At 53.9% G+C, this 26658-nt stretch carries 18 protein-coding genes; 11 read left to right on the top strand and 7 right to left on the bottom strand.

What is annotated here, in order from left to right; genetic code table 11:
- Positions 1–15: 15 nt before the first annotated feature.
- The 3 genes from lpxD (at position 16) to G0Q06_RS02845 (ending at position 3665) form a co-directional block, all read left to right on the top strand.
- A complete protein-coding gene (gene lpxD / locus G0Q06_RS02835) occupies positions 16–1044 on the top strand; it encodes a UDP-3-O-(3-hydroxymyristoyl)glucosamine N-acyltransferase (protein ID WP_163962260.1) in 1029 nt (342 codons plus the stop codon).
- An 80-nt stretch (positions 1045–1124) separates the two neighbouring features.
- A complete protein-coding gene (locus G0Q06_RS02840; RefSeq protein ID WP_163962262.1) occupies positions 1125–2072 on the top strand; it encodes a ribose-phosphate diphosphokinase in 948 nt (315 codons plus the stop codon).
- A 102-nt stretch (positions 2073–2174) separates the two neighbouring features.
- Positions 2175–3665: a Do family serine endopeptidase gene (locus tag G0Q06_RS02845; protein ID WP_163962264.1), complete on the top strand. Its 1491-nt coding sequence runs from the start codon at positions 2175–2177 to the stop codon at positions 3663–3665.
- 18 nt (positions 3666–3683) lie between these two features.
- On the opposite strand, the gene G0Q06_RS02850 is transcribed toward G0Q06_RS02845, so the two are convergent.
- The gene (locus G0Q06_RS02850; RefSeq protein WP_163962266.1) at positions 3684–5759 is read right to left on the bottom strand and encodes a M3 family metallopeptidase; all 2076 of its coding nucleotides are present in this window, start codon (positions 5757–5759) and stop codon (positions 3684–3686) included.
- Positions 5760–5865: 106 nt separating this feature from the next.
- Here G0Q06_RS02850 and G0Q06_RS02855 point away from each other — a divergent pair, with 106 nt between their 5' ends.
- Genes G0Q06_RS02855 through G0Q06_RS02870 form a run of 4 tightly spaced genes read left to right on the top strand, consistent with a single transcriptional unit; the run spans position 5866 to position 12009 of the window.
- Complete coding sequence (locus G0Q06_RS02855; protein ID WP_163962268.1) at positions 5866–6849, top strand: MDR family NADPH-dependent oxidoreductase; 984 nt, start codon at positions 5866–5868, stop codon at positions 6847–6849.
- An 11-nt stretch (positions 6850–6860) separates the two neighbouring features.
- Positions 6861–9740, top strand: a complete 2880-nt coding sequence (locus G0Q06_RS02860) for a DEAD/DEAH box helicase (RefSeq protein ID WP_163962269.1) — start codon at positions 6861–6863, stop codon at positions 9738–9740.
- 2 nt (positions 9741–9742) lie between these two features.
- Complete coding sequence (locus G0Q06_RS02865) at positions 9743–10858, top strand: LptF/LptG family permease (protein WP_163962271.1); 1116 nt, start codon at positions 9743–9745, stop codon at positions 10856–10858.
- On the top strand, positions 10858–12009 hold the full coding sequence (locus G0Q06_RS02870) for a class I SAM-dependent rRNA methyltransferase (RefSeq protein ID WP_163962272.1): 1152 nt from the start codon (positions 10858–10860) through the stop codon (positions 12007–12009). Before G0Q06_RS02865 ends, G0Q06_RS02870 begins: the two co-directional genes overlap by 1 nt.
- Positions 12010–12032: 23 nt before the next feature.
- Here the strand turns inward: G0Q06_RS02870 and G0Q06_RS02875 are convergent, their stop codons facing one another.
- On the bottom strand, positions 12033–12941 hold the full coding sequence (locus tag G0Q06_RS02875) for a hypothetical protein (RefSeq protein WP_163962274.1): 909 nt from the start codon (positions 12939–12941) through the stop codon (positions 12033–12035).
- Between the two features lie 187 nt (positions 12942–13128).
- Between G0Q06_RS02875 and G0Q06_RS02880 the strand changes: the two genes are divergently transcribed.
- On the top strand, positions 13129–17022 hold the full coding sequence (locus G0Q06_RS02880) for an ATP-binding protein (RefSeq protein ID WP_163962276.1): 3894 nt from the start codon (positions 13129–13131) through the stop codon (positions 17020–17022).
- 17 nt (positions 17023–17039) lie between these two features.
- On the opposite strand, the gene G0Q06_RS02885 is transcribed toward G0Q06_RS02880, so the two are convergent.
- Positions 17040–17714 (bottom strand): response regulator transcription factor, encoded by a 675-nt coding sequence (locus tag G0Q06_RS02885; protein WP_163962278.1) that lies wholly within the window; start codon positions 17712–17714, stop codon positions 17040–17042.
- 42 nt (positions 17715–17756) lie between these two features.
- On the bottom strand, positions 17757–19229 hold the full coding sequence (locus tag G0Q06_RS02890) for an FAD-binding oxidoreductase (RefSeq protein WP_163962280.1): 1473 nt from the start codon (positions 19227–19229) through the stop codon (positions 17757–17759).
- Between the two features lie 79 nt (positions 19230–19308).
- On the opposite strand from G0Q06_RS02890, the gene ndk reads away from it, so the two are divergent.
- The gene (gene ndk, locus G0Q06_RS02895) at positions 19309–19725 is read left to right on the top strand and encodes a nucleoside-diphosphate kinase (RefSeq protein WP_163962282.1); all 417 of its coding nucleotides are present in this window, start codon (positions 19309–19311) and stop codon (positions 19723–19725) included.
- Between the two features lie 16 nt (positions 19726–19741).
- Here ndk and ispF read toward each other — a convergent pair whose 3' ends face one another.
- A complete protein-coding gene (gene ispF / locus G0Q06_RS02900; protein ID WP_163962284.1) occupies positions 19742–20932 on the bottom strand; it encodes a 2-C-methyl-D-erythritol 2,4-cyclodiphosphate synthase in 1191 nt (396 codons plus the stop codon).
- Positions 20933–20979: 47 nt separating this feature from the next.
- Here ispF and ispE point away from each other — a divergent pair, with 47 nt between their 5' ends.
- Both ispE and ptsP read left to right on the top strand, forming a co-directional pair.
- Complete coding sequence (ispE, locus tag G0Q06_RS02905) at positions 20980–21879, top strand: 4-(cytidine 5'-diphospho)-2-C-methyl-D-erythritol kinase (protein WP_163962286.1); 900 nt, start codon at positions 20980–20982, stop codon at positions 21877–21879.
- Positions 21880–21938: 59 nt separating this feature from the next.
- Positions 21939–23723, top strand: coding sequence for a phosphoenolpyruvate--protein phosphotransferase (ptsP, locus tag G0Q06_RS02910; protein ID WP_163962289.1), 1785 nt, complete (start codon positions 21939–21941; stop codon positions 23721–23723).
- Between the two features lie 29 nt (positions 23724–23752).
- Here the strand turns inward: ptsP and G0Q06_RS02915 are convergent, their stop codons facing one another.
- Positions 23753–24688: an ArsR/SmtB family transcription factor gene (locus G0Q06_RS02915; protein ID WP_163962291.1), complete on the bottom strand. Its 936-nt coding sequence runs from the start codon at positions 24686–24688 to the stop codon at positions 23753–23755.
- On the bottom strand, positions 24688–26553 hold the full coding sequence (locus G0Q06_RS02920; protein ID WP_163962293.1) for a GreA/GreB family elongation factor: 1866 nt from the start codon (positions 26551–26553) through the stop codon (positions 24688–24690). Before G0Q06_RS02920 ends, G0Q06_RS02915 begins: the two co-directional genes overlap by 1 nt.
- Between the last annotated feature and the right edge of the window lie 105 nt (positions 26554–26658).

A 26658-nucleotide genomic window follows, 5' to 3' on the forward strand; every position in this document is an offset into this window, starting at 1 on the left:
GAACAAGTTCTAGGCATGAAATGGAGCCTGACCGTGACGGAATTGCTTGACTGGCTGGGAAATCCAGTGGCTGAGGGGAAATATGACGGTGAGATCACGGGAATTGCCGACCTGCGGGAGGCAGTGCCTGGAGATTTGACATTCTTATCGACTGGAAAATATGCCAAGCATCTCGATGATTCAGCGGCGAGTGTGGTCCTGCTTTCGGAGGATCAAGCGGGCTCTCCAGCGGGGAACCAAGTCTGGGTCCGGGTCAAGGATCCCTCGCTTGCCTTGGGAACGGTTTGTGAGCACCTCGAGCGAGTCCTCATTCCAGCCCTTCAGACAGGGATTCATTCAACCGCTATCGTTGACCCGACGGCTGAAATCGATCCATCTGCCTCGATTGGGCCCAATTGTCTCATTGGGGCAAACGCGCGGATTGCCAAGGGCGCTATACTTGATTCCAACGTGCGGGTTGAGCATGGAGCCACTGTCGGGGAAGGAACACACCTGCATCACTCTGTCGTCATTGGCTGGGGTTGCGTCGTCGGAAAGGCCTGTTGCCTCTTTCCCGGAGCGGTCATCGGGGCGGACGGATTTGGGTTTCACTCGGACAAGACCGGCCACCACCGCCTGGCCCAGATTGGTAAGGTTGTCATCGAGGACAGCGTGGAAGTGGGCGCTAATGCCTGCATCGACCGGGCCCGGTTTTCGGAGACCCGGATTGGGGAAGGGACGAAAATCGATAATCTCGTCCAGATTGGCCACAATGTGAAAGTCGGGAAGCATTGCATCATATGCGCCTGCATCGGCATTTCCGGTAGCGCAGAACTGGGGAATTTCGTGGTGCTGGCCGGACAAGTGGGCATAGCCGGACACCTGAAGATCGGGGATGGGGTCACAGCCACGGGGCAGAGCGGCATTACCAAGGATATCCCGCCCGGAACCGTGCTCAGTGGCACGCCTGCCCGCCCTCATAGGGAGGAGTTACGCAAACAGGTTCTTCTGAAGAAACTACCGGAACTTGCCGAACGCCTGAAAGCGATTGAGGACAAACTGTGAAAAGCGCGCATTTGGGAGATATTTGTTTGCCCCGTTTTGCGGAAGGCGGCATTGAATTTCTCAACGCTTGGAGATGATTTATGCAAATTGGTGAAATGAAAATACTCATGGGGAGCGCGAATGTTCCCCTTGCGAAGGCCGTGTGCGAGTTTGTCGGGACGGAGCCCACACACGTCACCTTGAAGCGTTTTCCGGACAAGGAAGTCTTCGTCAAGATTGACGAAAATATCCGGGGAAAAGATGTCTTTATCATTCAACCAACCTGCCCCCCGGCAAACGATAACCTGATGGAGTTGCTCATCATGATTGATGCGGCTCGTCGCGCCTCGGCCAACCGGATCAATGCGGTCGTTCCCTTTTATGGATATGCACGGCAGGACCGCAAGGACCAGCCGCGTGTCCCGATAACGGCCAAGCTGGTGGCCAACCTGCTTGTCACTGCTGGCGCCAACCGGGTCCTGACAATGGATCTGCACGCACCGCAAATCCAAGGCTTTTTTGATATACCGGTCGACCACCTCTACGCCTCGACAGTCTTTTTTGATTACCTGAAGAAATTCAAGGATGAGAACCTGATTGTCATCTCCCCGGATGTCGGGGGCATCAAGATGGCGGCAGCTTACGCTTCCATGCTGGGTACTGATTTTGGCTTTGTCGCAAAGAAGCGTATGGACGCCACGCAAGTCGAAGCGACGAGTGTCGTGGGCGATGTGGAAGGGAAGTCCGTTCTCATTGTCGATGACTTGACGGAGTCGGCCGGGACACTCCAGGCAGCCGCAAAGATACTCAAGGAGCGCGGGGCCGCCAAGGTCCGTGCAGCCGTGAGCCACGCCGTTCTCAATAGCAAGGGATACGAGCGCATGCAGGAGGGCTTCCTGGATGAGCTGATTTCGACCAATTCAACGCCGGTCGATTGTCGTGGCCTCCCCATTACGATCCTGTCGATTGCCCCCTTGCTGGGTGAGGCCATGTTGCGGATCAATAATCACCAGAGTGTGACCTCCCTTTTCCGCATCAAGGGCTTCTAAAGACCTTTGTTTCGCACTTTATCCGGTTTTCCGGAAGAAATTTTGAATTCCCCGGGTGGGGTTGCGTCAAATGAGATAATGGAAAATATTATCTCACACACTATGAAGCTATCCACCCACACAAAACCTTTCGCGTCGTCCCGTCGGCTTTTTGCGCTCGGGCTAATGGTCATTGCTGGCACTGGGCTGCATGCAGAGACGGATTTTCCTTTGAGCACGGAACCTGTCGATGATGGTTCAGCCCCGCATCTCGCCAGCTATGCGGATATTCTTGAGCCCGCCCGCTCGGCTGTGGTTTCCGTGACAACAGCCAGCATCGTGGAGATCATGCGGAATCCTAACCGGAGCCCGATCGAGGAATTCCTGCGCCGCTATTACGGCATGCCGGACAGCACACCCAATCCCCGCCAGCGTCAGGCTCCTGAGGAACCCATCGAGCGGCGCATTCCGAACGGTCTCGGTTCCGGCGTTATTATTTCCAGCGACGGATACATTCTCACCAACAACCATGTGGTTTCCGATGAATCTGGAGATCCGGCTGACGAAATCACCGTGCATCTGGATGACGGATCGCAGGTGGACGCCGTTCTGGTTGGTCGAGATGAACGAACGGATGTGGCCTTGCTGAAGATTGAGCAGGATGACCTGCCTTTTATCCAGATGGCCGATAGCGATATGCTCCGGGTCGGGGATATTGTGTTTGCGATTGGTAACCCGCTTGGGGTGGGACAGACCAGCACGATGGGGATTGTTTCCGCGACCAAGCGGAGCAATCTGGGCCTTCTTGGAAATCAGGGCTACGAGAATTTTATCCAGACAGATGCTGCCATCAATCGGGGTAATTCCGGAGGAGCGTTGGTTGATGCAAAAGGGCGCCTGGTTGGTATCAATACAGCAATTTTCTCGCAGACCGGCGGCAATATCGGGATCGGTTTTGCGGTCCCTTCCAGCCTGGCCCGCACTGTCGTCCTCGAGCTCATTGAAAACGGGAAGGTTCGCCGTGGTTATCTGGGGGTCTCGATCAGTGACTTGAATCAGGACATGGCAGAAGCCTTCCAGACCGGAACAACTGATGGAGCGCTTGTCGAGGTTGTCCAGGAAGGCACGCCCGCCGCACGCGCTGGAATGAAGCGGGGAGATGTGATCCGCAAGATCGACAACTATCCGGTTGAATCGGTTGCCGACCTGCGACTCAAGGTGGCATCCCTGCGTCCCGGCACTGAGGTGTCAGTTCTGGTCATCCGCGAAGGTGAAGAGGAAACCCTCAAGGTCACGCTTGGGAGTCTCGATGATCCAACGGCGGTCGTGACCAGTGAGGAGTCCCCCATAGACGGGGTCGGGCTGGAGCCCGTTACTCCGGCTATTGAGGACGAGTGGAATCTCAACGTGGACACCGGCCTGCTCATTACTGAAGTCAATCCACGGTCGCCACACGCACAGGTTCTTGCCCGGGGAATGGTCATTCTCGAGGTGAATGATGAGCCGGTTGAGACAGTCGGTCAGTTGAACAACCTGCTTGTTCCCGGCAAGGTGAATAAGCTCTGGGTTGTCTACCGTGGTAATCGCGGGTTTATCGCCCTCCGGATGGAGTAAGGCGTTGGCGGAAGGCCGCTACGCACTTGCCTTCAGTCCAAGACGAATAAGCAAGGCTTCCGGATCCGGGTCACGGCCCATGAAACTCCTGAAGAGGTTCTCCGGCTGATCGGAATTACCACGTGCCAGGACTTCATTCCGGAAGGCCAATCCCGTCTGTTGATTAAGGATTCCTTCGTTGGTAAACCGGGTAAAGGCATCCGCATCGAGGACCTCCGCCCATTTGTAACTGTAATATCCCGAGGCGTAACCGGTGGAGCTTGAGAACAGGTGCTCAAAACGGCGTGCCATACTTGGATACTTCTTGCTCATCGGGGGCAGGTATTCATCAATCTCGGAATTAACGAAGGCGTCGAAGTCCTTGTCTTGTTCGGGATCAAAGCGCAAGTGCAGGGCAAGATCCAGTTTGGCAAAGCACAGCTGGCGCATTTGCATCCCGCCAGCACCAAAATTCCGGGCCTTCTTCATTTTCTGGAAGAGTTCCTCCGGGATTGGTTCACCGGTTTCATAGTGCCGGGCAAAAAGATCGAGGCTCTCACGTTCCCAGCACCAGTTTTCCATGATCTGGGACGGTAACTCGACAAAATCCCAGGCCACATTCGTGCCGCAGAGGCTCCGAATCTTGACCTCACTCAGGACGTGGTGGAGGAGATGCCCGAATTCATGGAAAACCGTTTCCACGTCGCGGTGGTTCAGCAGGGCCGGCTTGTCGCCGACGGGTGGTGTCAAATTGCCTGCGATGAAGCCAAGGTGCGGCGACAGCTCACCTCCTTCGGAGGATTTGCCCGTAATCAAGCCATTCATCCACGCGCCCCCGCGCTTGGTCTCCCGTGGAAACCAATCCGCATAGAAGGAGCCGAGGTGCCGTCCCGAAGAGGCGTCAGTCACTTTATAAAGCTGGACTGATTCGTGCCATGTATTCGGTTTGGGATCAGTCTGTTCCTCGACGCAAATACCGAAAATCTTCTCCACAAGGGCGAACATGCCGGTCATGACCGACTGAACAGGAAAATAGGGGCGCAGGATTTCCTCATCAAAATCATAGGTTTCGAGGCGGAGCTTTTCAGCCCAGTAGCTCATCTCCCATGGATGGAGCGGACCTTTCTCGCCACCGGTTTTGGCTGCCTTGTAGGCCATCAGTTCCTCATTTTCCTTATTAAAGGCGCCGAGCGTCTTCTTGTGGAGATCCTCGACAAATTGCAAGGCCTGTGCGCCGGACTTGGCCATTCTCCTTGAAAGGACCCAATCGGGGAAGACCTTTCTACCTAGCAACTTCGCCTTCTCATTGCGAAGGGTGATGATTTCCCGGATCAACGGCTCGTTATCAAACTCCGGTGTATTGGCCACATTCGCGGAGGCTTCATAGAGCTCCTTCCTCAGGGAATCGGAATCGGCAAAGCGCAACACCGGGAAAAAGGATGGCGCTTGCAGGGTGAAGCGGTACTTCGGACTTTCCTCGGTGCCTTGCCCCTTGGACAGGGCGGAGAGGCGGGCCGACTCAATAAACGACTCCGGGAGGCCCTTCAGTTCATCGACAGACTCGACAATCTTTTCGTACTTGTTGGTCGAATCGAGGACATTCTCGGAGAACTGTTTCGTGACTTTCGCCAATGTTGCCTCAATTGCCTGCAGTCGATCGCGGGTCTTGTCGTCCTGATTAGCCCCTGCGTCCTCAAAGTCTTTCAGGGTCTCTTCCACAAAGCGTTTTTCCACTTTGCCGAGTTTATCAAAGCCCTCCCCGGCGCGAAAATTCCTCAGCTTCGCATAGAGTTTCTGGTTGAGGGGAATGGCCGAGAAATAGGCGGATACCTTTGGAAGAACCTCCTTGTGGGCCTTTCTTAATTCGGGGTGGTCATTTACGGAATCCAGATGGTTCACCTTGGACCAGGGCGCTGAGACAATCTCACCGGCCACCTCAAGTGCCAGAAAGGTGTTGGCAAAGGTCTCTTCGCCATCTTTCAGGGATTCGATTACGGCAAGCGCGGCGCTGCCCTGCTCAATGGCCGCTTCCATGTCGGGCACGACGTGATCAGCGGTCAGGGAGGTCCAATTGACGGCAAATTCTTTTTTTAGAAACGGTTGGGTAGTACTCATACGGAATAATCAACCCCTTCGAGCGATAGAGGCAACTCCTGCGAAAGGTTTTTTGTGAGAGGATTAAGTCTGGAAATTTGTCCTGAGCTGGATGAGGATGGTCTCGATGAATCAATCAACAGCCCTGACATATTCTTCCTTCGGCAAGCCACTTGATGTGATCCAGCTTGAAGAGCGGCCTGTTCCGGATCCGGGGAACGGGGAGGTCAAGCTGCGCCTGTTGGCCGCCCCGGTGCATCCCTCCGATATTGGGATGATTCTGGGAAAGTATGGCAAGTTACCGGATTTACCGGCTGTTGGGGGCCGCGAAGGCGTTGCCGAGGTGGTGGAAACCGGGAGTGGCGTTGATTCCCTCAAGGTGGGCGACCGGGTGGTCGTGCCCGGCAGTGCGGGATCGTGGCAGACCTTAGTGACTGTCCCGGCAGCTGACTTGATGGTGGTTCCCAATGAGATTCCAGTTGAAATGGCGGCCATGGTGATGGTGAACCCCCCCACAGCGTGGAGAATTCTCCGTGACGCCCATTTGGATGATGGGGACTGGGTCGTGCAAAACGCCGCCAACTCAGCGGTGGGTCTGCATGTCATTGAAATGGCCCAGCATCTTGGATTGAAGACCCTCAACGTCGTTCGTCGCGAAGAGCTTGTGGAGCCACTCCTCAAGCACGGGGGTGACGTCGTTGTGTTGGAGGATTCGGGCTATGAGAAGAAAGTCGCCGCGCTGACCGGAGGAGAACCTGTCAAGCTGGCCCTCAACTCGGTTGGAGGGGAGAGTGCCCTGAGACTGGTGAACGCGCTTTCTGAGGATGGAACGCATGTCACCTTTGGCGCGATGACCTTTGATGCCGTCCGTTTTCCCACGCGCCAATTGATCTTCAACGGTCTCGAGATGAAGGGATTCTGGATGGACAAATGGCTGAGGGGCCAATCCAAAGCGCGCGTGCAGGTGATGTTCGACAAGATTTTCGATTTAATGGGGAAGGGCATTGTCAAACCCTCCGTTGAGAGCACGTATTCAATCGATGACTACAAAAACGCTTTTGAGACGGTGGCCAAGCCGCGCCTGGGCAAAGTGCTCTTCCGTTTTGATTGATATAGACTGAGATGGGCACGCTGGATTTTCCGGATTTCACGAACGAGAGTCTGGCTGAAATGGGAAGCTGGACCGACCTCAGGGAGGCCCGGCACCTTGTCAAAGCTGATAGTGTCGGTGAGCTGAGTTGGGAACATCCCGTATTGAGCGGGGAGGTTTCAGGCGATGGGCAGCTCTTCAAGCCCTCCTTGAATCTGCGCTCACTGACCTTCATACAAAACCAGTGCCAGTGCCGCGTTGGTAGTAGCGGGAGAGTTTGTGCGCATGCTCTTGCCCTGTGTCTGGCCATGAGAAAACACATCTTGCAGGAGGAATCCATTCCCCCGGCGGTGCCTGTCGAGAAAGCAGAGATACCAGAACCAGATGATGGACCCATAATCAGTAGCCTGAAAATTGCCGAAAGTGGAGAGACCCTCTCCACACGTTTCTGGTTGCCGCCAAATCTGGAAGCAGCGGCTAAGCGCCAGGGTATTGTTGTCAAAATGGAGTTTCTTGTCGGGAAGGAAGCCTTTTCCCCGGAAAAGCTCTTCAAGGGAAAACCTTACAGAATCACTGAAAATGCCGGGCGGATCCTGTCCTTCCTGGAAAGGATTTGCGGGGGATCCTTTTACAGCGTGATCCAGTTAAAGCCGGACCAGTTGAAGTTCCTTATCGAAACTGCAGACGATACAATCCGGTTTAGTGAGGGCCAAGGGACTCCAGAGGAAACGCCACTCGAGCAAATACGGGAGCGGATTCTCCCGATGCTGCCGGACACGCCACCTGCTCAAGCCATACCTAGCAGGGGACAGACCCGCAGACCGGCTGGGGTGCGTCGGAGCGTGACACCTCGAACCCGCCAACCGGTGTCGGAACGGGTTTTGCTACCGGACAACTGGATGGTGGTGGATGGTTCACCCAAGTTTCTTTCTATCCTTTTGCGTGAACGTGAACACCCCCAATACAAGCGCTGCGCAGATTGGTTGCGCTCGGAAGGGTTTCGCAAGGAACCCAGCAATGGCAAGTGGTGGTTAAGGGACCAGCACAAGGTGTTGAACTTTCTCGCCTTGAACCGTGAGCGCCTTGAGGCAAATTACGATCCCGGATATACCGAAAATTTCCGCCAGCGCACGGCGATCATCAAGCCGGTCCCGCTCACCTGTGAGACGGTCCGCCAAGGTGATCAATTCTCTCTGCGGATGGAAATGAAGGCCGAGGGGATTGAGGTGCGTGATGTCCGTAATGCCTTGCTGACGGGACGCCATTACATTGTCGGGGATGAATTGATTTACCTGATTGAGAAGGCTGCCCTTGAACAATTTGAGCGGGCAAGTCGTTCATTGGGAGGGGATCCGCACATGCCCATGACGGGGGTCTTCGAAGCCCGCCTTTCCAGCGCGGATCTCGCCCATACGGAAGGCTTGATTGATGATCTTGATCTGGAGATTGATCTGCCTGACGATTGGAAAAAACGCAGTGCGGCCATCCGTGAAGTGGGCAGGCTTGAACAACCTCCGCTACTGGAAGAGGTGAGCCAACGCCTCCGGGCATACCAGTTGGTCGGGGTTGCCTGGATGTGGCACCTCTACCGCAATCAACTCGGCGGAATTCTGGCTGATGAAATGGGCCTTGGGAAAACCATCCAGGCAATCGGATTGCTTCTGAGCTGGAAGGCCGAGGGCGAATTTAAAGGACCCTGTCTTGTGGTTGCTCCCGCGAGCCTTCTGGGGAATTGGCAACGCGAATTATCTGTCTGGGCACCGGGATTGTCCGTTTACTTGCATCATGGTCCTTCCCGTCGAAGCGAGCTGGATGAAGACGCCATTCCCGAGGACCTTTGCCTGACTTCCTACAGCACCTTGCGCAACGACCGGGATCAGTTTCAAAAGTGCTCCTTTTCCCTGGCTATTGCGGATGAGGCACAACACGTGAAGAACCGTCGTTCACACGCAGCCCGCTCTCTTCGCTCAATCGCCGCCTCTTCGCGCTTTATCCTCACCGGAACGCCAATTGAGAACTCCATTGAGGACTTGCGGGCCCTTTTTGATTTTTGCCTGCCCGGATACCTGAAGCGTCCGCCGTCTGATCTGCGGGGCGAGGACCGTTCCTGGCACGACAAGCAGCACCTGGAGAAGGCAGCACCCTACATCCTTCGCCGTGGAAAGGCTTTGGTCGCTCCGGAACTGCCTGAAAAGATCGAGCAGACCATCTGGTGCGAGCTGGAGCCCGGTCAGCGTGACTTGTATCAGGGTGTTCGCGAAAAGACCGAACAGACGCTCCTGCAAATGGCGGCTGCTGGCGCATCGGAAAATCGGCTGCGCTTCACGATGTTGACGGAGTTGCTGAGGCTTCGACAGGTCTGTGCGGATCCTGGCCTCCTGAACCCGGAGTACGCCTTGGAGGATTCGAGCAAATTCCGGGTTTTCAAGGAACTCCTGTCGGAGGCAATCGACGGAGGACACCGGATTCTTGTCTTTTCTCAATTCGTGAAATTACTGAAGCGGCTTCGAGGATGGTTTGAAGCGGAGGAGATCGGTTATGAGTATCTGGATGGATCAACCCGTGACCGGTTGGCCGTCTGTGACCGTTTCAACGAGGATGAATCCATTTCCGTCTGCTTGATTTCCCTCAAGGCCGGCGGCACCGGACTCAACCTGACAGGGGCCGATACCGTGGTGCATTTCGATCCTTGGTGGAATCCCGCCGTGGAGGACCAAGCGACTGACCGGGCTCACCGGATTGGCCAGAATCGTACCGTGACCAGCTATAAACTCGTGACAGAAGGCACCGTCGAGGACAAGGTGCTCGCATTGCAGATGAAAAAGTCCATGCTCCTTAAGGATTTGCTTGATGAGAGTGCTCACCAATCCGCTAAAGTTGATCTAACGACCTTAAAATCCCTATTGTCCTGAAAATGCGAATCGACCGATACATCCTGTTCGAATGGCTGAAGGTATTCATCCTGACAATGGTCGTTATTTTCGGGCTGCTCCTGCTCAGCGATATCCAGGACAACCTTCAGGACCTGATTGGATTCGGGGCCAGCCAGCTGGATATCCTGAGTTACTACATTGTCCTTCTTCCCGCGTTTATTCCGGTGGCCCTGCCGGTGGGTTTCATGGTTTCCCTTCTCTTTTTCCTGACACAACTTCACCGGAACCATGAGATCACGGCTTTGCGAGCGGCCGGGTTCAGCCTCTTTCGCATCACGCGAACCCTTTGGGCGACCGGGGTTGTGTTTACCGTCATGCTGTTCCAGTTAAATGCCAATCTCATCCCCTGGTCGGTGGAGGAGGCACGCCAGATCTGGAATGATCTCGAATTTTCAAAGGCCCTCGAGGAGGCGCCTGTCGAGGAAGTCGGGCTCTTGTACAACCTGACTTTTTATAATCGCAAAGACAGCCGCCTCTGGTTTTTGAATCGCTTCAACGAGTACAATTACCGTGCTTATGGAATTACTGTCTCGGAGGTGGGAGAGGAGAGTGGAATCGAGTATCGGCGCATTGTTGCCAACGAGGGATACTATGATGATCTCAAGCGGGTATGGACTTTCCTCTCCGGCCGGGAAATCACCTTTGATCCGGCCGATGGTCAGCCCATCCGCAGCCTGGGGTTTGAACAGAAGTTGATTCAGGAATTCAGTGAGGATCCCGAGCTCATGAAATATCTCGAGCAACGGCCCAAGGACCTCTCCCTCCGTGAATTGAACATGGTGGTGGACTATCTTCGCCCGGCAGGAGATCCCCGCCTGGCCCGTTATGCGGTCAGTTTCTATGATCGCCTGCTCAGCCCTGTCAGCTGCCTCATCATCCTCGGTCTGGCCATTCCCTTCTCTGTTTCAGGGGTCCGGACAAATCCCTTTGTTGGTGTCAGCAAAGCCATGGGACTCTTTGTCCTTTATTACATTCTCGTGAACGTGGGGCAATTTGCCGGAAGCAGCGGGATTTCCCCCTTCTGGTCGGCATCCATCCCGAATCTGGTCGCCTTTGGCCTGATTGGCTACTATTACTTCCGTCTACAGCGACCCTGATGAAATTGACTTTAAAAAAAGAATCCCGCCGGGCGCGGGTCCGCACAGGGCATCCCTGGGTTTTCATAAACGAGTTGGAGAATATCCCCGACCCAAAATTCGATGGGCAGGCCCTACCGCTGGAAGATGCCCGCGGGCGACATCTCGGTATGGGAATTGTGAATACACAATCCCAGATTGCCTGGCGCCGGTACTCGACTGGACACGATGCCTGGAATCGTGAGTTTTTCGAAAAGGCTATTATGGCGGCCGAACAAAACCGGGACGAGGAACCGTTCCGGCGGCTCATCTGGTCGGAAGCGGATGACTTGCCCGGCTTGGTGGTGGACCAGTTTGACGAGGTTCTTGTCGTTCAGGCCCTGACAAAGGCAATCGACGAGGCCCTGCCTGTGATCATTGAATTGTTGCAGGAGCGTTTATCTCCGCGGGAGGTTCTCTTGCGAAACGATGCACCGGCCCGGAAAAAGGAAGGCTTGGAGATTTATGCCCGCACCCTGAGCGGGGAACCCCTCAAACCCTTCTGGGCGGAAATCTACAATGTTCAGTATTATCTCGATCTGGAGGGAGCCCAGAAAACAGGCTTTTATCTGGACCAGCGACAGGAGCATTTCAAGGTTGCCACTCTTGCCCCCGATTGGCGTGTGCTCGATGCCTTTTGCAATCAGGGCGCATTTGCCCTCAATTGTGCAATTGCCGGAGCGCGCGAAGTGGTTGCTATCGACAGCTCACAGGAGGCTCTTGAACAAGGACGCCGCAATGCGGAAAAAAACGAGGTCGAGATTCAGTTCCTCAAGGAGAATGTCTTTGATTACTTTTCCAACAACCGGGAAGAGCGCTTTGACATGATCATCCTTGATCCGCCTTCATTCGCTCCAAACCGTCGTTCCCTTCAGGGCGCCGCCAAAGGTTACAAGGAGCTGCATGTGCGCGCTTTCAATTGTCTCAATCCGGGGGGGATCCTGGCAACCTACTGCTGTTCACACCATGTTACCCGTAGCCTCTTCAGGGAAATTATTGAAGAAGCTGCCTCCGATACAAGGCGCAAAATCCAGATCATGTATGAAACAGGCCAGCCCCTTGATCATCCGGTCATCATGAATTTTCCGGAGTCGGAATACTTGAAGGGGTTTGTCTTGCGTGTGCTACGCTGAGTACTGGTGGACCCGGTTGGTGTTCACCAATAAAAAGTATTCAGGGCACCGTTCAGGTATTTCTTCGAGGGCATGCGGTAAAGGACCCGCCAGACTGTAGCGTACTGGGTCCAGGGACCCTCGACTTTTTCGTCAACGAGCACCTCCGGTGCAGGAGCCTCGCCTCGCTTGTTGATCGCTGACCGGACATGCTCCAGAAATTCCCGATGACCCTCCGGGAGCGAGTAGTAGAGGACGCGTCGTTCCATCGGGTTTGAGACTGTCTCGAGGTCGTCCTGCTCAAAACCCGGATTGTCCAGGTAGTAGTGCGAGAGTGCCGCCTGAGCACGTTCCATTTCAACCGTTGCCTGCCAATATGCCGCTTCTGGCTTTCGGGCTGCCGAATATCCATAAGCGTAGTAGCCTCCCTTGGATTTGCACCAAGTCAGGATTACGGAATCCTTTCCAAGCGGATTTTCGATCCTGTAGGCAGAGACGCCCTTGTCGGGAGCCTCATACTCCTGCATCGGCAACAAGCCTTCCCACCAGGCAACAAGACAATACCGCTCTGCCGCTTCTGATAGTGCTCGTGCCCGGACTTGGCTGTCGAATAGTCCCGGAAATGCCGCCATGCCCGAAGAGGTCGCGTCTTCATCAAATCCGTGCAGTTCATAAAATCCCCCTTGGCAGAGATAGTACAAGGCCCAACGCTCAATCGCTTCCGAGATGGCTTTGTGCCGCGCGACCATCCCCGATTCATGGGTGCCTGTCCCGTCCGCCGTACTGAATACTTCATTCGTTTCCCGCTCAAGATAGAGGCGCTCCGACAAGCTTGCATTCGCTTGAAATAATGCGCGCCCTCGGACCTCAATGCGACTGTACTCAATCTTTTCGATGGGCCCATTGTGACGCGATAGGACCCGCGCATATCGAATCGGTGCCAGATTGAGCATGGGTCGGATTCTTTAACTAACCCTAGAATTCAGATTAGTACTTTTTACTAGATCCACACGGCAACGTTCCGATTGAGCCCTTAACATCCTGAATCAACTGCACGCCGGGGTTATTCGAATTCAATAGATCAAGTTTATCGGCGGACTTGACGAATCCAAGCGAGAGTAGCAATGTAGCGATAATGTGATGAACAATCATCTGGATGCGGCTTACTTTCATGGGAGTGAAATTAGCTCCCCGCAGCAGCCAGATCCGACCACCGCATGTGCCTTATTTAAGGTAGATTTTTCCCTTTACTTTAGCCAATTCATTCTGCTCACCCTGTCCCTCTGGCTTTTTCCGTTGGCCCTTGTCGAGGGCGACTGGAGACCGGACTTGGGCAACCCGTATCTTCGAGAGCTACCGGCGGGGGATAAGGTGGCCAGTGAGTACACCTGGAATGTTGTCTGGGATCGAAAAGGACGAGCCTATCTTGGCAGGGAGCGCTTATGGCGCTGGGACGGGATGGAGCTTCAACCGATGGGGCCGGATCACTTTCGCCTACTGCGCGGACTGGCATTGGATGCGGACGGAATGCTGTGGCTGGGAGGCGTGAACCAGTTCGGCGTATTAAACCCGGAAGACGGGAGTTACGAGTCACGAATGGATTGGATCCCGGAAGAGCACCGAAATTTCGGGGAAGTGTGGAAGATCCACCACAATGAGGAAGGGTTGTGGATGGGGACCCATAACCGGCTCTTTCGATTCAAGGATGGGGTTGTACAGGTTTGGAAGTTTGCCGGGCTTCATCGGGTGATATTCCATTTTGTCGGCGAGTCGGTCTTCGCGCATGAGGCCGATATTGGTCTCTGGAAAATCCAGAATGGAAACCGGGAATTGGTGAATGAGGAGTATGAGTTAGCGCTTAAAAGTCTAATCTACCTTGAAGCCTTGGCTAACGGAGACTTATTGGGCCTTTCCGATCGGGGTTTGTTTTTAATAAATCCGAAAAATCTTGAGATTTATAAACATGTCAAAATCGAAGAATTCTCTGATGTAATTATAAGTTCAGTCATTAGAATTCATGGCTATTTAGTGGTTGGAACTATCTCTCATGGATTATTTATTCTTGATCAAAGCGGAAGCCTCATTGGTCAACTTGATGTTGGATCAAGTGTTAAAGGCGAAATTATCCTATTCGTTACAAAGGATATTTGGGGTAAGTTGTGGATTCTTACAGATCGCTCGATCTGGATTTCAGATTTTAATCTCTCAATAGGGGTTCTTAAGGATCTGGGAGGTTTATTCGATGGTCGAGTAAATGGAATTATTTGGAGAGAATCCAGAATTGGAGTTTCCTCTGATATCGGGTTTAGCGAAATCTTGTTACAGAAAGGCAAATTACCCATCCATCAAAAATGGTCACATTATTCATCCAAGTTCACCGTACAGTATGCTGGCGGGTATTTATTTGACCGCTACAGCAAGATATTATGGACGGACGGTGAGGAATTAAGGGAAGTGTACAATTTTCCTGGTGAGATCATGTCATTCACGGTGGCGGATGGAGACGTGCTGTGGGTTTCCCTCAGTGACCGGTTGTTGGCCACCCGATTGGACCTGTCGGGAGGATTGGAGTTGCTGTGGGAGATGAGCACAGCGACGAGCATTTTGAGGCTGGGAGCGGATGAAGGGGGCCGTGTTTGGGGATGGTCACCCCATGCCCCGCTTCTTGAGATTGGAAAATCGGGTGGGTCGGAGATGGAGCCTCGTTGGCATGAAGAGATCTGCGGATTGGATTTACGGAGGGAGAACCACGAATTTACAATGACTGAGGAAGGGCCGGTCCTTGTGTTCAAGGACAAGTTGTTGCGTCAGGATTTGGTAACGGGGTCATGGATGGTGGGCCGGTTCGAGCACCTGAATGGAATGCCCGAGGCGGTAAAGTTCCGGTCTATGGGTGGAATGCTGAAGGGCTGGTTGATTTACCGTGATGAGAAACTCGGCTGTACACTGATGAAGGAGTTGGAATGGCCGTCGCAAGGCGATCCTGTCTGGCAGGTAATTCCCTGGATTGACATGACTTCCCTTGGCCAAATCACGGTGTTTGAGGTTGTGGATGGGGATCCGGCGAAGTTTCTTGTTGGCGGCTCAAGGGGCCTGTTACTGGCGGAGGAATCCCTGCCGGACGAGCTTCCTGAGCCACAAGCTCCGTTAATCTACGGGAATGGGGATCTATTTGAGAGTCCGCCCTCTCTTGAGTCCCGATTCGGGGAGGAGCTGTATGGCTTTCGCTTCAGTCCACCGGATGGGCAGGTTTTTCATCCTCTGCGTTTTGAGACCCGTTTAAAAGGCCTTGATAGTGGGTGGCGAGCGGCCGACTTCTCGAGCGGGAGGGAATTGGGGCAGCTCATTGAAGGGACATACAACTTCGAAGTGCACACATTGGATCCCTTCGGCCGGGCCAGTCCTGTCGCCAGTGTGCGGATTCAGATTCATCCGCCCTGGTACCGGACAGTCTACGCCTATCTGGCACTTGTTCTGGTCACCTTGTCATTGCTCTTGCTGATCATCTGGATCATTCTGCGGTGGTCCCGCAGACAACAAACCTATCTGGCTGGTCTTGTCCGTGAACGCACAGCGGACCTTGAGAAGGCAAATGAGTTCAAGGATGACTTTATCGCCAATTTGAGCCACGAAATCCGGAATCCATTGAACGGTGTCATCGGTCTGATTGAGCAACTCAAACCCGGGACTCCGTTGCCGGATCGCCATGTGGGGGCCTTGCAGGGAGCGGCCCATTATCTGCAGACAACGGTGGAGGAAGTCCTTGATTTTGCCAAACTCCAGTCGGGTGAGCTGCAGATTGAAAAGGGCCTCGTTGACTTAAACAAGGTGGTCAATGGCGTGGTGGAAATCTACCGCTCTGCAGCGTCGAGAAAAGGCGTTGGGCTGACGGCCCAAGTGCGTGTGCCGGAGGGAATCGGTATTCTGTCCGATGCCGCCAAGATAAACCAGATCATTGGAAATCTGACCAGTAACGCTGTTAAATTCACGAAGGCTGGTTCAGTGCACATCGGCGTTGTTTTTATACCTGACGCGGAGGAGAGTGGAACGGTGCGCATCTGGGTTGAAGATTCGGGGCCGGGTATTCCCGAGTCCGAGAAGGCAAAAATATTCGATAAGTTTTATCAGGCCAAAGGCGGTGTTCAGAAAACACGGGGAACAGGCCTTGGCCTAGCCTTGGTGAAACGGTATGTGGATTGCCTTTCAGGTCAGGTTGAATTGAAGTCGGAACTCGGCAAGGGGTCCACTTTTCAGGTGGTCCTGCCAGTGGAAACGACCTCCCTTGAAGACGGGGAAACGGATATAGCTGGCATCCAGGCAACCCGGTTGGAGGGTCTGGCCGTGCTTGTTGTTGAGGATATTGAATACAACCGGATTGTGTTGGAGGGACAATTGTCCCGGCTCGGTTGCAAGATTGACTTTGCGGAAGATGGGCTTGAGGGGCTTGAAATGGCCATGAACAAGACATACGGGGTGATATTTCTCGATTGGGACCTTCCCGGCATGAAGGGCCTCGAGGTGGCTCGCCGGTTGCGGCAGGGCAATCACCTGGCCGAGGGAACCCATCTCATTGGCATGACCGCCTTCGCCACATCCGATGTCCGTGAAAAATGCCTCGCTGCCGGTATGGACGATTTCCTTACCAAGCCTCTCACGGGGCAACAGGTTGGGAGTCTTCTAACCAGACTGATCAAGGAGCGACCCTTGATCAAGGGCCGGGGGTTGCTTGCCGAGATGGACAATGGTCAATCGTGGGATGCAAACCTGGATCGCTGGTCAGTCTTTTATCATGGTTATCTGGATGAGCTTAAAGCCGCCATGGATACGAAGGAGCCAGAGGCTATCCGCAAAGCCGCTCACCGGCTTCTCGGGCACTTGAACATGCTGGAACTGCGTGATCTTCCCAACACCTTGAAAGACCTGCTCACTGTCGCACAGGAGGGTGACCTCATGGGCATCCATAAGGAGTGGGAAATCCTCTCGAAACAACTTGATCGATTCAGCGACGAGTTGGATCAGCTACGGCAGTCATGAAATTCTCATTACAGGACCTATTCGTGAATATGGTAGCTTTCACTGAGCCCCATCTTGCGAAAGGAAGCTTTCCAGAACCCGGACTCCTGGGCGAAGCGAATCAACTCCGGGGTGCTGTGAACATCCAGCTTCCGGAATAGATTGCGCCGATGTGATTGAATAGAGGTGTCGCTGAGGCCAAGCCGCTGGCCAATTTCCAGATCGGATAGCCCGCCACCGATATAAGTGAGAATTTCCTGTTCCCGTTTGCTCAAGATTTTCTGGAAGGCGAGGGGATCGGCCTTCAATTTCCGGATTGTCAACTGCAGGCTTTTTGAAAAATAGCGCTTGTGTTGCTGTATTGCCCGGATGGCCTCGACCAGGACATCCATAGAGGCTTCGTTTTTGTCGATGAATCCCGAGAGGTTTAGTTGGTGGACCTGATGGATAGTCTTGATATCAGTCTCCGAGGAAATGGCCAGGATCCGGGTTGTCGGGTATTTGTCGAGGACCGCCCGAGCGACCAGAATTCCTGACAACTTTGGGATAAGGATATCCAGAATGACCAAGTCCGGCTTGGAGTTGAGGATCATCTCAAGCGCTGACTCGCCGTCACCCGCTACGCCAACGACTTCCATCGAGAGCTTCTCCTTCAGCAGATTGACGAGGAATTCCTGGAACAGCAACTGGTCCTCAACGACAATAACCTTCATGAAATTAGCTCTAACAGTAGCGATGTCTGGTGTAAAGTCTGCTCAATGATCCCACGGCATCCTTACAGACTCGCGGGGGAAGGACCATGGTTCAGAGCGTTCCCACAGCTTGCCCGGATTCAGAATGCCATTCGGATCCAGTGCTTTCTTTATGGCTTTCATGGCAGCAATCTCTGCCGCCCCGTGCTGCAGGGAGAAAAAGGGTGACTTGGCCAAGCCGATTCCGTGCTCTCCGGAAATCGAACCGCCAAGTTCAATGACCTTATCCATCAGCCTGACAATTGCCTCCCGGGCTTTGATACTGTCCTTCTCCGAGGCATCGTCGTACATGATGTGTGCGTGGAAATTCCCATCAGCGGCATGTCCGAAAGTCGGGGTCGGAAGCTTTGTCTCGCGATGAAGGTTTTCAATAAAGTCCAATAGTTCCAGTTGGTGCTCAAATGGCACAACAACATCCTCATTCAATTTTCTTGGGCCGAGTTCAAACATCGCTTGAGAGCATGAACGCCTGACCTTCCACAGCAGTTCAGCCGTCTTTTCATCAATAGCCGTGATCCAGTCGCTGGTTGCCTGTTTGACCGTGGTCAAGACTCCCTGCATGGCGGTCTCGACCTCATGCTGATGGCCATCCACCTCGATGATCAAGATGGCCGGAGTTTCCTTGTCCTTCCATTTGATCAGGCACTGCGGCAAGTCATCGAGCAGGTGCGGATGTTTTCGTTCCCAGAACGAGAACGTGCAGGCGACAGTCTGGGAGTCCAGAAATTCCAACGCGGATGGGGTGGTGCCGGTCCTGAGGATTTGCTGGGAGCATTCAATTGCCGTTCGCGCATCTGGAAATACGGCGAGGCAAGTTGCCCGGAGCGGCGGCCTTGGAACAAGCCGCATGACCGCTCCCGTGATGATGCCCAAGGTTCCTTCCGATCCAATCCACAAGTCACGGATGTTGTATCCGGCGGAGAACTTCTTCAAATTGGCTCCCCAGCGGACGAAATCCCCGGAGGCGAGAAAACCTTCCAGCGCGAGGACATAATCGCGAGTCACGCCGTACTTAGCGCCGCGCATGCCTCCCGCGTTGGTGGCAATTGTCCCGCCAACGGTCGCATGCTTCAGGGAGCCCGGGTCCGGCGGATAACTCAGCTGATAATCCGCCGCGGCCTGGTCGAGTTCCTCAAGAGTGACCCCCGGTTGGACAAACGCCATTCGGGCAACCGGATCAATGTGGATGTTTTTCCAACGGGAAAAGTCCAGCACCCAGCCATTTTCGGAGGGTGAAGTGGCGCCAGTGGTGGCGCTTCCAGCTCCCCGGGTGGTCACGGGAATGCTGAATTCGTTGGCCAATTCAAGAACTGTGGCTACCGCCTCTTCGTCCTCCGGGTAGATCCGGGCGGAGGGCATCCGGCTGTATCGCATGTTGTCCATTGATGCCGCGTACCGCTCTTGCTTCGAGGTCGCGACTTGGTCCGCGCCCAGGCGCTCAATCAAGGCCTTCGTTGCTTTTTCTGATTTGGACATTCAATACCTTAGCCCAGCTGGATTAACCTTGCCAGATCTCCCCACAGTTTCCTACTGGTTTTAAAAATTCACACTAATTATGGAAAAGACTCTCATTATTCTCAAGCCCGATGCATTTGAAAAGCGGAAAGTCGGGGCAACCCTTTCCCGCTTCGAAGATGCCGGTTTCAATATTGTCGCCGCAAAACTACTCCAGCTCGACAGTCCGATGCTGAAGGAGCACTACGCGCATATTGCTGACAAACCCTTCTTCCCGGAGATCGAGGCCTTCATGAGCTCGCGTCCGGTTTTGGTGGTGGTGATTGAGGGGAATTCCATCATTGACCGTGTGCGCAACCTCGTTGGCCCGACCAATTCGCTTGTTGCGGCAGCGGGAACAATCCGTGGCGATTGGGGCACTAACATGATGCTGAACATTGTCCATGCCTCGGACAGTCCCGAGAATGCCGCTGCTGAGATTAAGCGCTTCTTCGCCGAGGGTGAAGTGTTCGCTTAAAGCCCCACAGGGTTTATCAACCGGCCAGTGTTGCGACCGCGTGGGCCGCAATACCAGCCGCTTTCCCAAGCGCCCCGATCTGTTCCTGGGTGGTGGCCTTGATGCCGATTTCTGTTTCCTGAAGTCCAAGGGTTTTGGAAAGCTGGCGTTTCATGCGCTCAAGATAGGGGGAGATCTTTGGTTTTTCAGCGATCAGGCTGGCGTCCACATTGAGCAGGCGATAGCCAAGCCGATCCGCTTCCTTGCAGGCCTTCTTGAGGATTTCCTGTGATGAAATGCCCTTTATTCCCGCATCTGTATTGGGAAAATAATGTCCGATATCAGGGAGTCCGCAGCCCCCGAGGATGGCATCGGCAATGGCGTGGCTGAGGACATCCGCATCCGAGTGCCCGACCAGTCCCACATCTGAAGAGATGGCAATCCCGCCCAATATCAGGGGCAGGCCTTCTTTCAGACGGTGGATATCGTAACCGAAGCCAACTCGGAATGGGGGTCGTGAGGAATTATTCATGGTGTTCCTGGAAAGGAGTTTTTCGAGAAGTGGAAGATCAGCTGGACGGGTTAATTTCGGGTTTTGAAACACCGATTCCACAAGCAGGACGGGCAACCCCATTTCCTCGACGACGGCAAGATCATCGGTGACGGTTGCCTGCAGAGACTGATGCGCTTCCTCGATCAGCGCTCTTGGAAAGGCCTGCGGTGTTTCCATTGCCCAAAGGTGCTCCCGAGGAAGCAGCTGACCCTTGGCGGGTTGCTCCAGCGGTAATTGCTCAAATTGCCGAATCGTGTCCGTGACGCGGTGCGCAAGGGAAACTGCACAATCCATTTCCGTTACGGCGCTGCGGACCGCCTTTAACGCTGTAAGGTGGACAGCCGGCCGGGCGCAGTCGTGAATGGTCACGTATTTGCATTCCGAAGGAAGGATTTCCAATCCATTGAGCACGGATTCCTGACGCGCTGATCCGCCAAGTGTGTAGAAGACCGGCAAGCTAATCCGCTTTTTCCGGACAATGCTCTTCAGTTCCTTCCGCTGAAGATCATCCCTCGAAACAACCACCAGCGCATCCTGCGTTTCGCTTTGGATAAAGGCGTCCAGGACATGCTCAAAAACAGATTGCCCACCGATCTGGATGAGGATCTTGTCCCGTATCGAGGCGCCCATGCGATCACCTGAACCACCGGCGAGAAGGATTGCGACATGCTCCATTCCAATAGCTTTGACTTGTCAGCCGCTTGAAATCAAATCTTGTTTTGATGTCCTCCGAATCCCGCTCAGTGACTATTGCCTGTCCGGCCAAGATCAACCTCACACTCGCTATTCTGGGCCTCCGGGAAGATGGATTTCATGATTTGCACAGCGTGGTCGCCCAAACTGACTACGGCGACAAGCTGGATCTTGTCTGGTCGGGTGCGGGTGATCCCTCAAAGGATCGTGTAGTTGTCGAAGGAGCGCTTATCCCGGAGGAGGTGAATTCAGTCCTCGCGGCCATCCGCCTTTTCCGGCTCAAGACGGGCTTTCATAAAGGGTCCATTACCGCTTGTTTGGAAAAGCAAATCCCGGTGGGCGCGGGCTTGGGTGGGGGAAGCAGCAACGCTGCCGGAGCCTTGAAGGCCCTGGCGAAACTCTTCCCGGATCTTTTCTGTGAATTAGACCTTTCTGAGCTCTCATCACAGATTGGAAGTGATTGTCCGCTCTTCTTGAGCGACTTGCCCGTTCTCATGGAGGGACGCGGTGAACGGATCACGCCGCTTGCAGACAACTTGGCATCTCGCTTGAGGGGAAAGTCCGTCATTCTCTTCAAGCCACGGTTTTCGATCAACACGGCTGAGGCTTACCGCAGGCTGGCCGCCGGGAAATATTACACCAGCATCGGACAAGCCGAGGCGGTCTATTCGGATTGGAAGGGTTCCAACTCTATTTTACCGGCACCGCTGAATGACTTTGAGCGCTTGCTGGGGTCCTGGATGCCGACTCTGCCTCTAGTTCTGGAGCGTTTGCGTTCCATTCACGGCATTGATGCGCGTCTCTCCGGAAGCGGAAGCGCTTGTTTTGCCTTTTCAGAGGGGGATTCGTCTGCTAAATCAAGGGTCATCGAAGAAATGCAGCAGGCTTGGGGTGAGGTGAATTGGATCGAGGAAATTCGCCTGAAATAATTCCTTGCAATGGGTCGGATCTCATTTCCGAATGCTAAGGTTCCTTTTCAGTTATTCAAATGGTAAAAAACAATCAGGGAGAACGTAAATTTTCAGGCATCGCCGCCGCCCCGGGCGTCGTCCATGGCCCCCTGTTCAGTTTTCACCAAGGCGAATTGGAAGTCCCCCGTTACTCGGTCCCTCCGGAGCGGAAAGAGGAAGAAATAGCCCGTTTTGAGCAGGGCCTGATGGAGACGCGCCGACAGATTTCGGCGATTCGTGCTGAGGTGGAGGAAAAAGTCGGCGAGGAGGAAGCCTCCATTTTTGATGCGCACCAGTTGGTCCTTGAGGACCGTGCCCTGATTGAAGACACGATCCAGGAAGTCGTGGAAACCGGCTTCAATATTGAATACTGCTTTCACGAGGTCGCGAATCGCTATATCGATGCCTTTGCCCAGATTGATGATGATTACATCAAGGAGCGCGTTACCGATATACGGGATGTCACCAAGCGGTTGATTTTTAACCTGCTCGGGCGTGATCACAAGAACCACGGATTCTCCGGCATGGGGAAGCACGTCTTGATCTCGACTGATTTAAGCCCTTCGGAAACGGCTCTTCTCGATGTTGATGAAGTGATGGGGATTGTCACCGAATCCGGAAGCCGGACCAGTCACAGCGTGATCATGGCCCGGTCACTCAATATTCCCTGTGTAGTGGGTGTTCATGACATCCTTGAAGCGGCTGATTTCGGGGAAGAAATTCTCGTCGATGGATACAAGGGCTTTGTCTATTTAAATCCTTCCCAGGAGACGCTTGAGCGCTATGGGCGACTTGCCACCGAGCAAAGGCACATTGAGGAGCGTTTTCTTGAAGAATTGAACGAGCCCTGTGTCACGCTTGATTCAGTCGAATTGAAGGTCATGCTGAACATTGAAGGGGTTGAAGGGCACGACCGCATGCAGAAGAGTGGGGCGGGCGGCATCGGCTTGTTTCGCACGGAGAATCTTTTCCTGTCATCTTCCACGTTTCCCTCTGAAGATGAACAATTTGAAGTCTATAAAGGCCTTGTGCAGTGCATGAGTCCGAATCCTGTGACGATCCGAACCCTTGACCTGGGCGGGGACAAGAATCCTCACCGGAGCCTGACTGGATATCAGGAAGCCAATCCGTTTATGGGCTTTCGCGGGATTCGCTTCTGTCTGGAGCATTCGGATCTCTTCAAGGATCAGCTTCGGGCAATCCTTCGGGCGAGCCAGTTCGGCGCGGTGAAAATCCTCTATCCAATGATTTCCAGCCTTGTTGAGCTGAAGCGTGCCAATGCTTTGCTCGAAGAGGCAAGGAAGGAACTGGAAGCGGAGAATGTCCCGATCGGATCCGATATTCAAAAGGGCGCCATGATTGAGGTGCCCAGTGCGGCCGTCATTACGGACCTTCTGGCGGATCACTGTGATTTCTTTAGCATCGGGACAAACGATCTCATGCAATATCTGCTCGCTGTCGACCGGATCAACGATCGCATCGCTTACTTGTACGAGCCAAATCAGCCATCCGTAATCCGCACCCTCAACTTCATTTTCAAGCAGGGCAAGATGCGGAACGTTCCGGTGAGCGTTTGTGGTGAGCTGGCTGCTGATCCGTTGTTTGCTCCACTCCTGATTGGCCTCGGTGCCTCGGACTTATCGGTTTCCCTGGGATCACTTGCCCAAATCAAGTATCTTATCCGACGCTTTAGCCTGCACGAGACCAAATTACTGGCTATCCGCTGCCTCCGTTGTGAGGACCCCGAAGCGATCAAAAAAGAGCTCGAAGCCTTTTATGAGAAAGCCATGGGCGAGACGATCAAAGTGCTGAAGAGCATCTGATCTGGAAATCTGGTTTAGAAAACGAAACCTCAACGAGGCTTGAGCCCGGTGGCGAGTAGCGTCTCAAAGCAAGGTTCCTTTGGCTCCTTGGAGACGGGATCGACGGAGACTGATTCAAAACCGCAGGACTTGATCCAGTGGTAAAGACGGTTGGGCGGAAACCCGAGCCAACGGTCGGCATAGAGCTCCCGGGCTTTTTCGAAAGTATGCTGGTTGAGATCAAGAACAACCAGCTGTCCGCCGGGGCGCAGGATCCGCCATGCTTCAGCAATTGCCTCTTCTGGCTTCCGGGCGTGATGGAGGGCCTGGCTGAGCAGCGCCAGATCGACAGAATTATCGGGAAGGGGAACGCTTTCAATGTCTCCCAGCTTGTAGGAGAGGTTGTCAATCCCGTGCTCCCGGGCAAGCTCGGTACCGACTTTCACCATGGCAGGTGAATTATCGATACAGATGACCGAACGGGCCTTGCGGGCCAGAAGCTGTGAAAGAACACCCTCACCGGCTCCCAGGTCGACCACATCAATTTTCGGGGTCAAAAGGAGGAGAAAGTGCCCGATGGCTTCCCATGAGCGTCCCGGGCAATAATTCTTGCCCAGTTTCCCCGCCACCATGTTGAAATAGGCTTCCGATTCGGCCCGGCGCCTGGAAAGCACGCGGTCAAGATTGAGCGCATCCTCCTCGAATTCCGGTTGTTTTGCTGCTGCTTCAAGGGCGCAGTCATACAAACGCCGCAAGACCGGTTCATTGGGTGGTGTGCTCGAATAGAAACTTTTCTTCCCTTCCCGGCGGTCATCAACCAACCCGGCCTGACGCAGCAGGGCCAGATGGGAGGAAATGCGGGACTGACCCATGTCCATGATACCTTGCAGTTCAACGACCGATAGCGGCTCGGTCTGAAGAAGGGCAAGGAGACGCAAACGGGTTGCGTCGCTGAGGAGTTTGATCAATTCAACGGGATCGGCCATCAATTGCGATCCACCCAGCGGGTGATGTCCTTGATGGTCCAGCTTTCCTCATGGCCATCAATTTCGACGGCAACCTGTTCTCCCTTGGTCTTGCCGAGCAATGCGCGGGCGAGGGGAGTCTGATAGGAAACGATCTGTTGGTCAGGATCACCATCCCATGCTCCAAGGATACTGTAGCTGACGGATTGCTTGTTGGAGGCCTGCTCCAAGTCAACAATGCTGCCGATGCTGACCATGCTGGTCGTCGCATCGGTGAAGTCCGTGGTACGGGCCTTGTTGATTTCAGTCTCCAGCTCATTCTTCCGGGAAAGAAGGATGTCCTGCTCCTGCCGGGCCATCTTGTACTCGGCATTTTCACGCAAGTCACCATGAGCGCGAGCTTCTGCAATTTCCTCCTTGTTCTGAGGGATTTTCTCGGTGATGAGGACTTCGTATTCCTTCTTCCGTTCTGCAAGGCTCTTCTCGGAAACAACCAACTCCTCGGACTCGGAGCTTTCGCTTGTTGTCGGCTCACCGCCGACGATCGACTGGATGCTCGGGTAGAGTTTGATGAACCGTGCAAGAAGGGACTTCTTGGAAAGGTCTTCAAATCCCTGATTGAGGATCAGGGTCTGGGCGAGGTCGTGGCCGGTCTCGGTTGAGGCATCGGTCAGCAGGTCGCTGATTAGTTTTGTGTCATCGCTGACAAGGTCGGCAAGCGGGATACGCCGCGTGCTGGTATTCTGCAGGGCCTCGTAATCGATGGCGAAGAAGATCGCGCTCAAAAGACGGGGAGTCATGAGCCCTTCCAGCATTGGTGCGTACTTCTTTGAGGCGCGGTTTTTGAGTATCCACGTCAATACGGGAGCCTTGAGGTTTTGCTCCACAAGCCAGCGGTCAAAGGTGCTCGAGATTTCCTTCATCTTGTCATGATCAAGAAGGAAATTGATACATTCCGCCGTCAGCTTGCCCGAGCTGTTCTTCAGCAAATCAAAAGCAATCCGTTCCCACTGGTCGGGAAGGGTGCGTTCAATCAAGTCCAGAAAGCGGCTGTAGTGGGAAGCTGGCACCTGGTCAGCAAGGCCGATCAGGTCGTTTGAGGCATTAATGATCGAAGCAGAAGTCGGCTCGAGGCTCTCGACATCAGAATGGATAAAACGGGCCAGGTCATTACGAACCCAGATCCCGTACAAGCGCTCACCCGGGTTCAGTTGCTTGGTCTCAGCGAGGGAGGTGGCCAGCTCGGAAAGAATTGTCGGCAGCTCTTCCTTGATGTCCTCATGCTTGACCGAGAGATCGATCAGCTTGCTGGCAAGGGCGATTTTCTTTTTCGGAGCTTTTGTTTCAAAGAATTCATCGAGGACTTCCTCTTCAGCGCGCACAGGCTCGTCCCGGAGGATGAAAGGTTCCGTCTTTTTCGCCGGAACGGCAATACGGGGATCCTTGACAAGGGCCTTCTTTGTCTGGGTCCACCATTTCTTGAATTTGGCGGAACCCATGAGGCGCCCGAGGACGGTTTCAATTTCCAAAGCGGTGGCTGATTTGGTCTCTGAGCGCTCGAGAATGTCGGCAATCAGGTCTGTTGGCCGGCTTTTGACCATTTCGTCGATGACCTCCTTCTCGTTTTGGGCCCGTACGAGAATATCGTTCTCGGCGAGAATTTCCAATTTTTCCACGCAGAAGGCCGGATCCATCGGATGGGCCTGCTGTCCCTCCATGAAATCAATAATGAGGCGGTTTTCCCGCTCATCGTAGTCCTTGATCTGGCCGAGTCCCCACGCGCGATGCACGCAGTAGGCGCCGGGTTGCATAGCCTCGAGTTTCGCCCTTGATCGCCGCAAGGCAGGACGTTTCTGGATCAGCAAGTCGATTGCTTCCTTATTCATATAGTTTCAATTAATTCAGGTGTCTCTCTTCAAGCTTGGCAAAAAAGTGATCGTTGCAACTCATAAGTTTATCGCACAGAGAATGTTCCATGGAGAAATATATTT

The sequence above is a fragment of the Oceanipulchritudo coccoides genome (assembly GCF_010500615.1).
GTDB lineage: Bacteria > Verrucomicrobiota > Verrucomicrobiia > Opitutales > Oceanipulchritudinaceae > Oceanipulchritudo > Oceanipulchritudo coccoides.

Excerpts from the sequence above, each read along its gene's own strand:
- lpxD (WP_163962260.1), top strand. The coding sequence starts at position 16 with ATGAAATGGAGCCTGACCGTGACGGAATTGCTTGACTGGCTGGGAAAT.
- G0Q06_RS02840 (WP_163962262.1), top strand. The coding sequence starts at position 1,125 with ATGCAAATTGGTGAAATGAAAATACTCATGGGGAGCGCGAATGTTCCC.
- G0Q06_RS02845 (WP_163962264.1), top strand. The coding sequence starts at position 2,175 with ATGAAGCTATCCACCCACACAAAACCTTTCGCGTCGTCCCGTCGGCTT.
- G0Q06_RS02850 (WP_163962266.1), bottom strand. The coding sequence starts at position 5,759 with ATGAGTACTACCCAACCGTTTCTAAAAAAAGAATTTGCCGTCAATTGG.
- G0Q06_RS02855 (WP_163962268.1), top strand. The coding sequence starts at position 5,866 with ATGAATCAATCAACAGCCCTGACATATTCTTCCTTCGGCAAGCCACTT.
- G0Q06_RS02860 (WP_163962269.1), top strand. The coding sequence starts at position 6,861 with ATGGGCACGCTGGATTTTCCGGATTTCACGAACGAGAGTCTGGCTGAA.
- G0Q06_RS02865 (WP_163962271.1), top strand. The coding sequence starts at position 9,743 with ATGCGAATCGACCGATACATCCTGTTCGAATGGCTGAAGGTATTCATC.
- G0Q06_RS02870 (WP_163962272.1), top strand. The coding sequence starts at position 10,858 with ATGAAATTGACTTTAAAAAAAGAATCCCGCCGGGCGCGGGTCCGCACA.
- G0Q06_RS02875 (WP_163962274.1), bottom strand. The coding sequence starts at position 12,941 with ATGCTCAATCTGGCACCGATTCGATATGCGCGGGTCCTATCGCGTCAC.
- G0Q06_RS02880 (WP_163962276.1), top strand. The coding sequence starts at position 13,129 with ATGAACAATCATCTGGATGCGGCTTACTTTCATGGGAGTGAAATTAGC.
- G0Q06_RS02885 (WP_163962278.1), bottom strand. The coding sequence starts at position 17,714 with ATGAAGGTTATTGTCGTTGAGGACCAGTTGCTGTTCCAGGAATTCCTC.
- G0Q06_RS02890 (WP_163962280.1), bottom strand. The coding sequence starts at position 19,229 with ATGTCCAAATCAGAAAAAGCAACGAAGGCCTTGATTGAGCGCCTGGGC.
- ndk (WP_163962282.1), top strand. The coding sequence starts at position 19,309 with ATGGAAAAGACTCTCATTATTCTCAAGCCCGATGCATTTGAAAAGCGG.
- ispF (WP_163962284.1), bottom strand. The coding sequence starts at position 20,932 with ATGGAGCATGTCGCAATCCTTCTCGCCGGTGGTTCAGGTGATCGCATG.
- ispE (WP_163962286.1), top strand. The coding sequence starts at position 20,980 with ATGTCCTCCGAATCCCGCTCAGTGACTATTGCCTGTCCGGCCAAGATC.
- ptsP (WP_163962289.1), top strand. The coding sequence starts at position 21,939 with ATGGTAAAAAACAATCAGGGAGAACGTAAATTTTCAGGCATCGCCGCC.
- G0Q06_RS02915 (WP_163962291.1), bottom strand. The coding sequence starts at position 24,688 with ATGGCCGATCCCGTTGAATTGATCAAACTCCTCAGCGACGCAACCCGT.
- G0Q06_RS02920 (WP_163962293.1), bottom strand. The coding sequence starts at position 26,553 with ATGAATAAGGAAGCAATCGACTTGCTGATCCAGAAACGTCCTGCCTTG.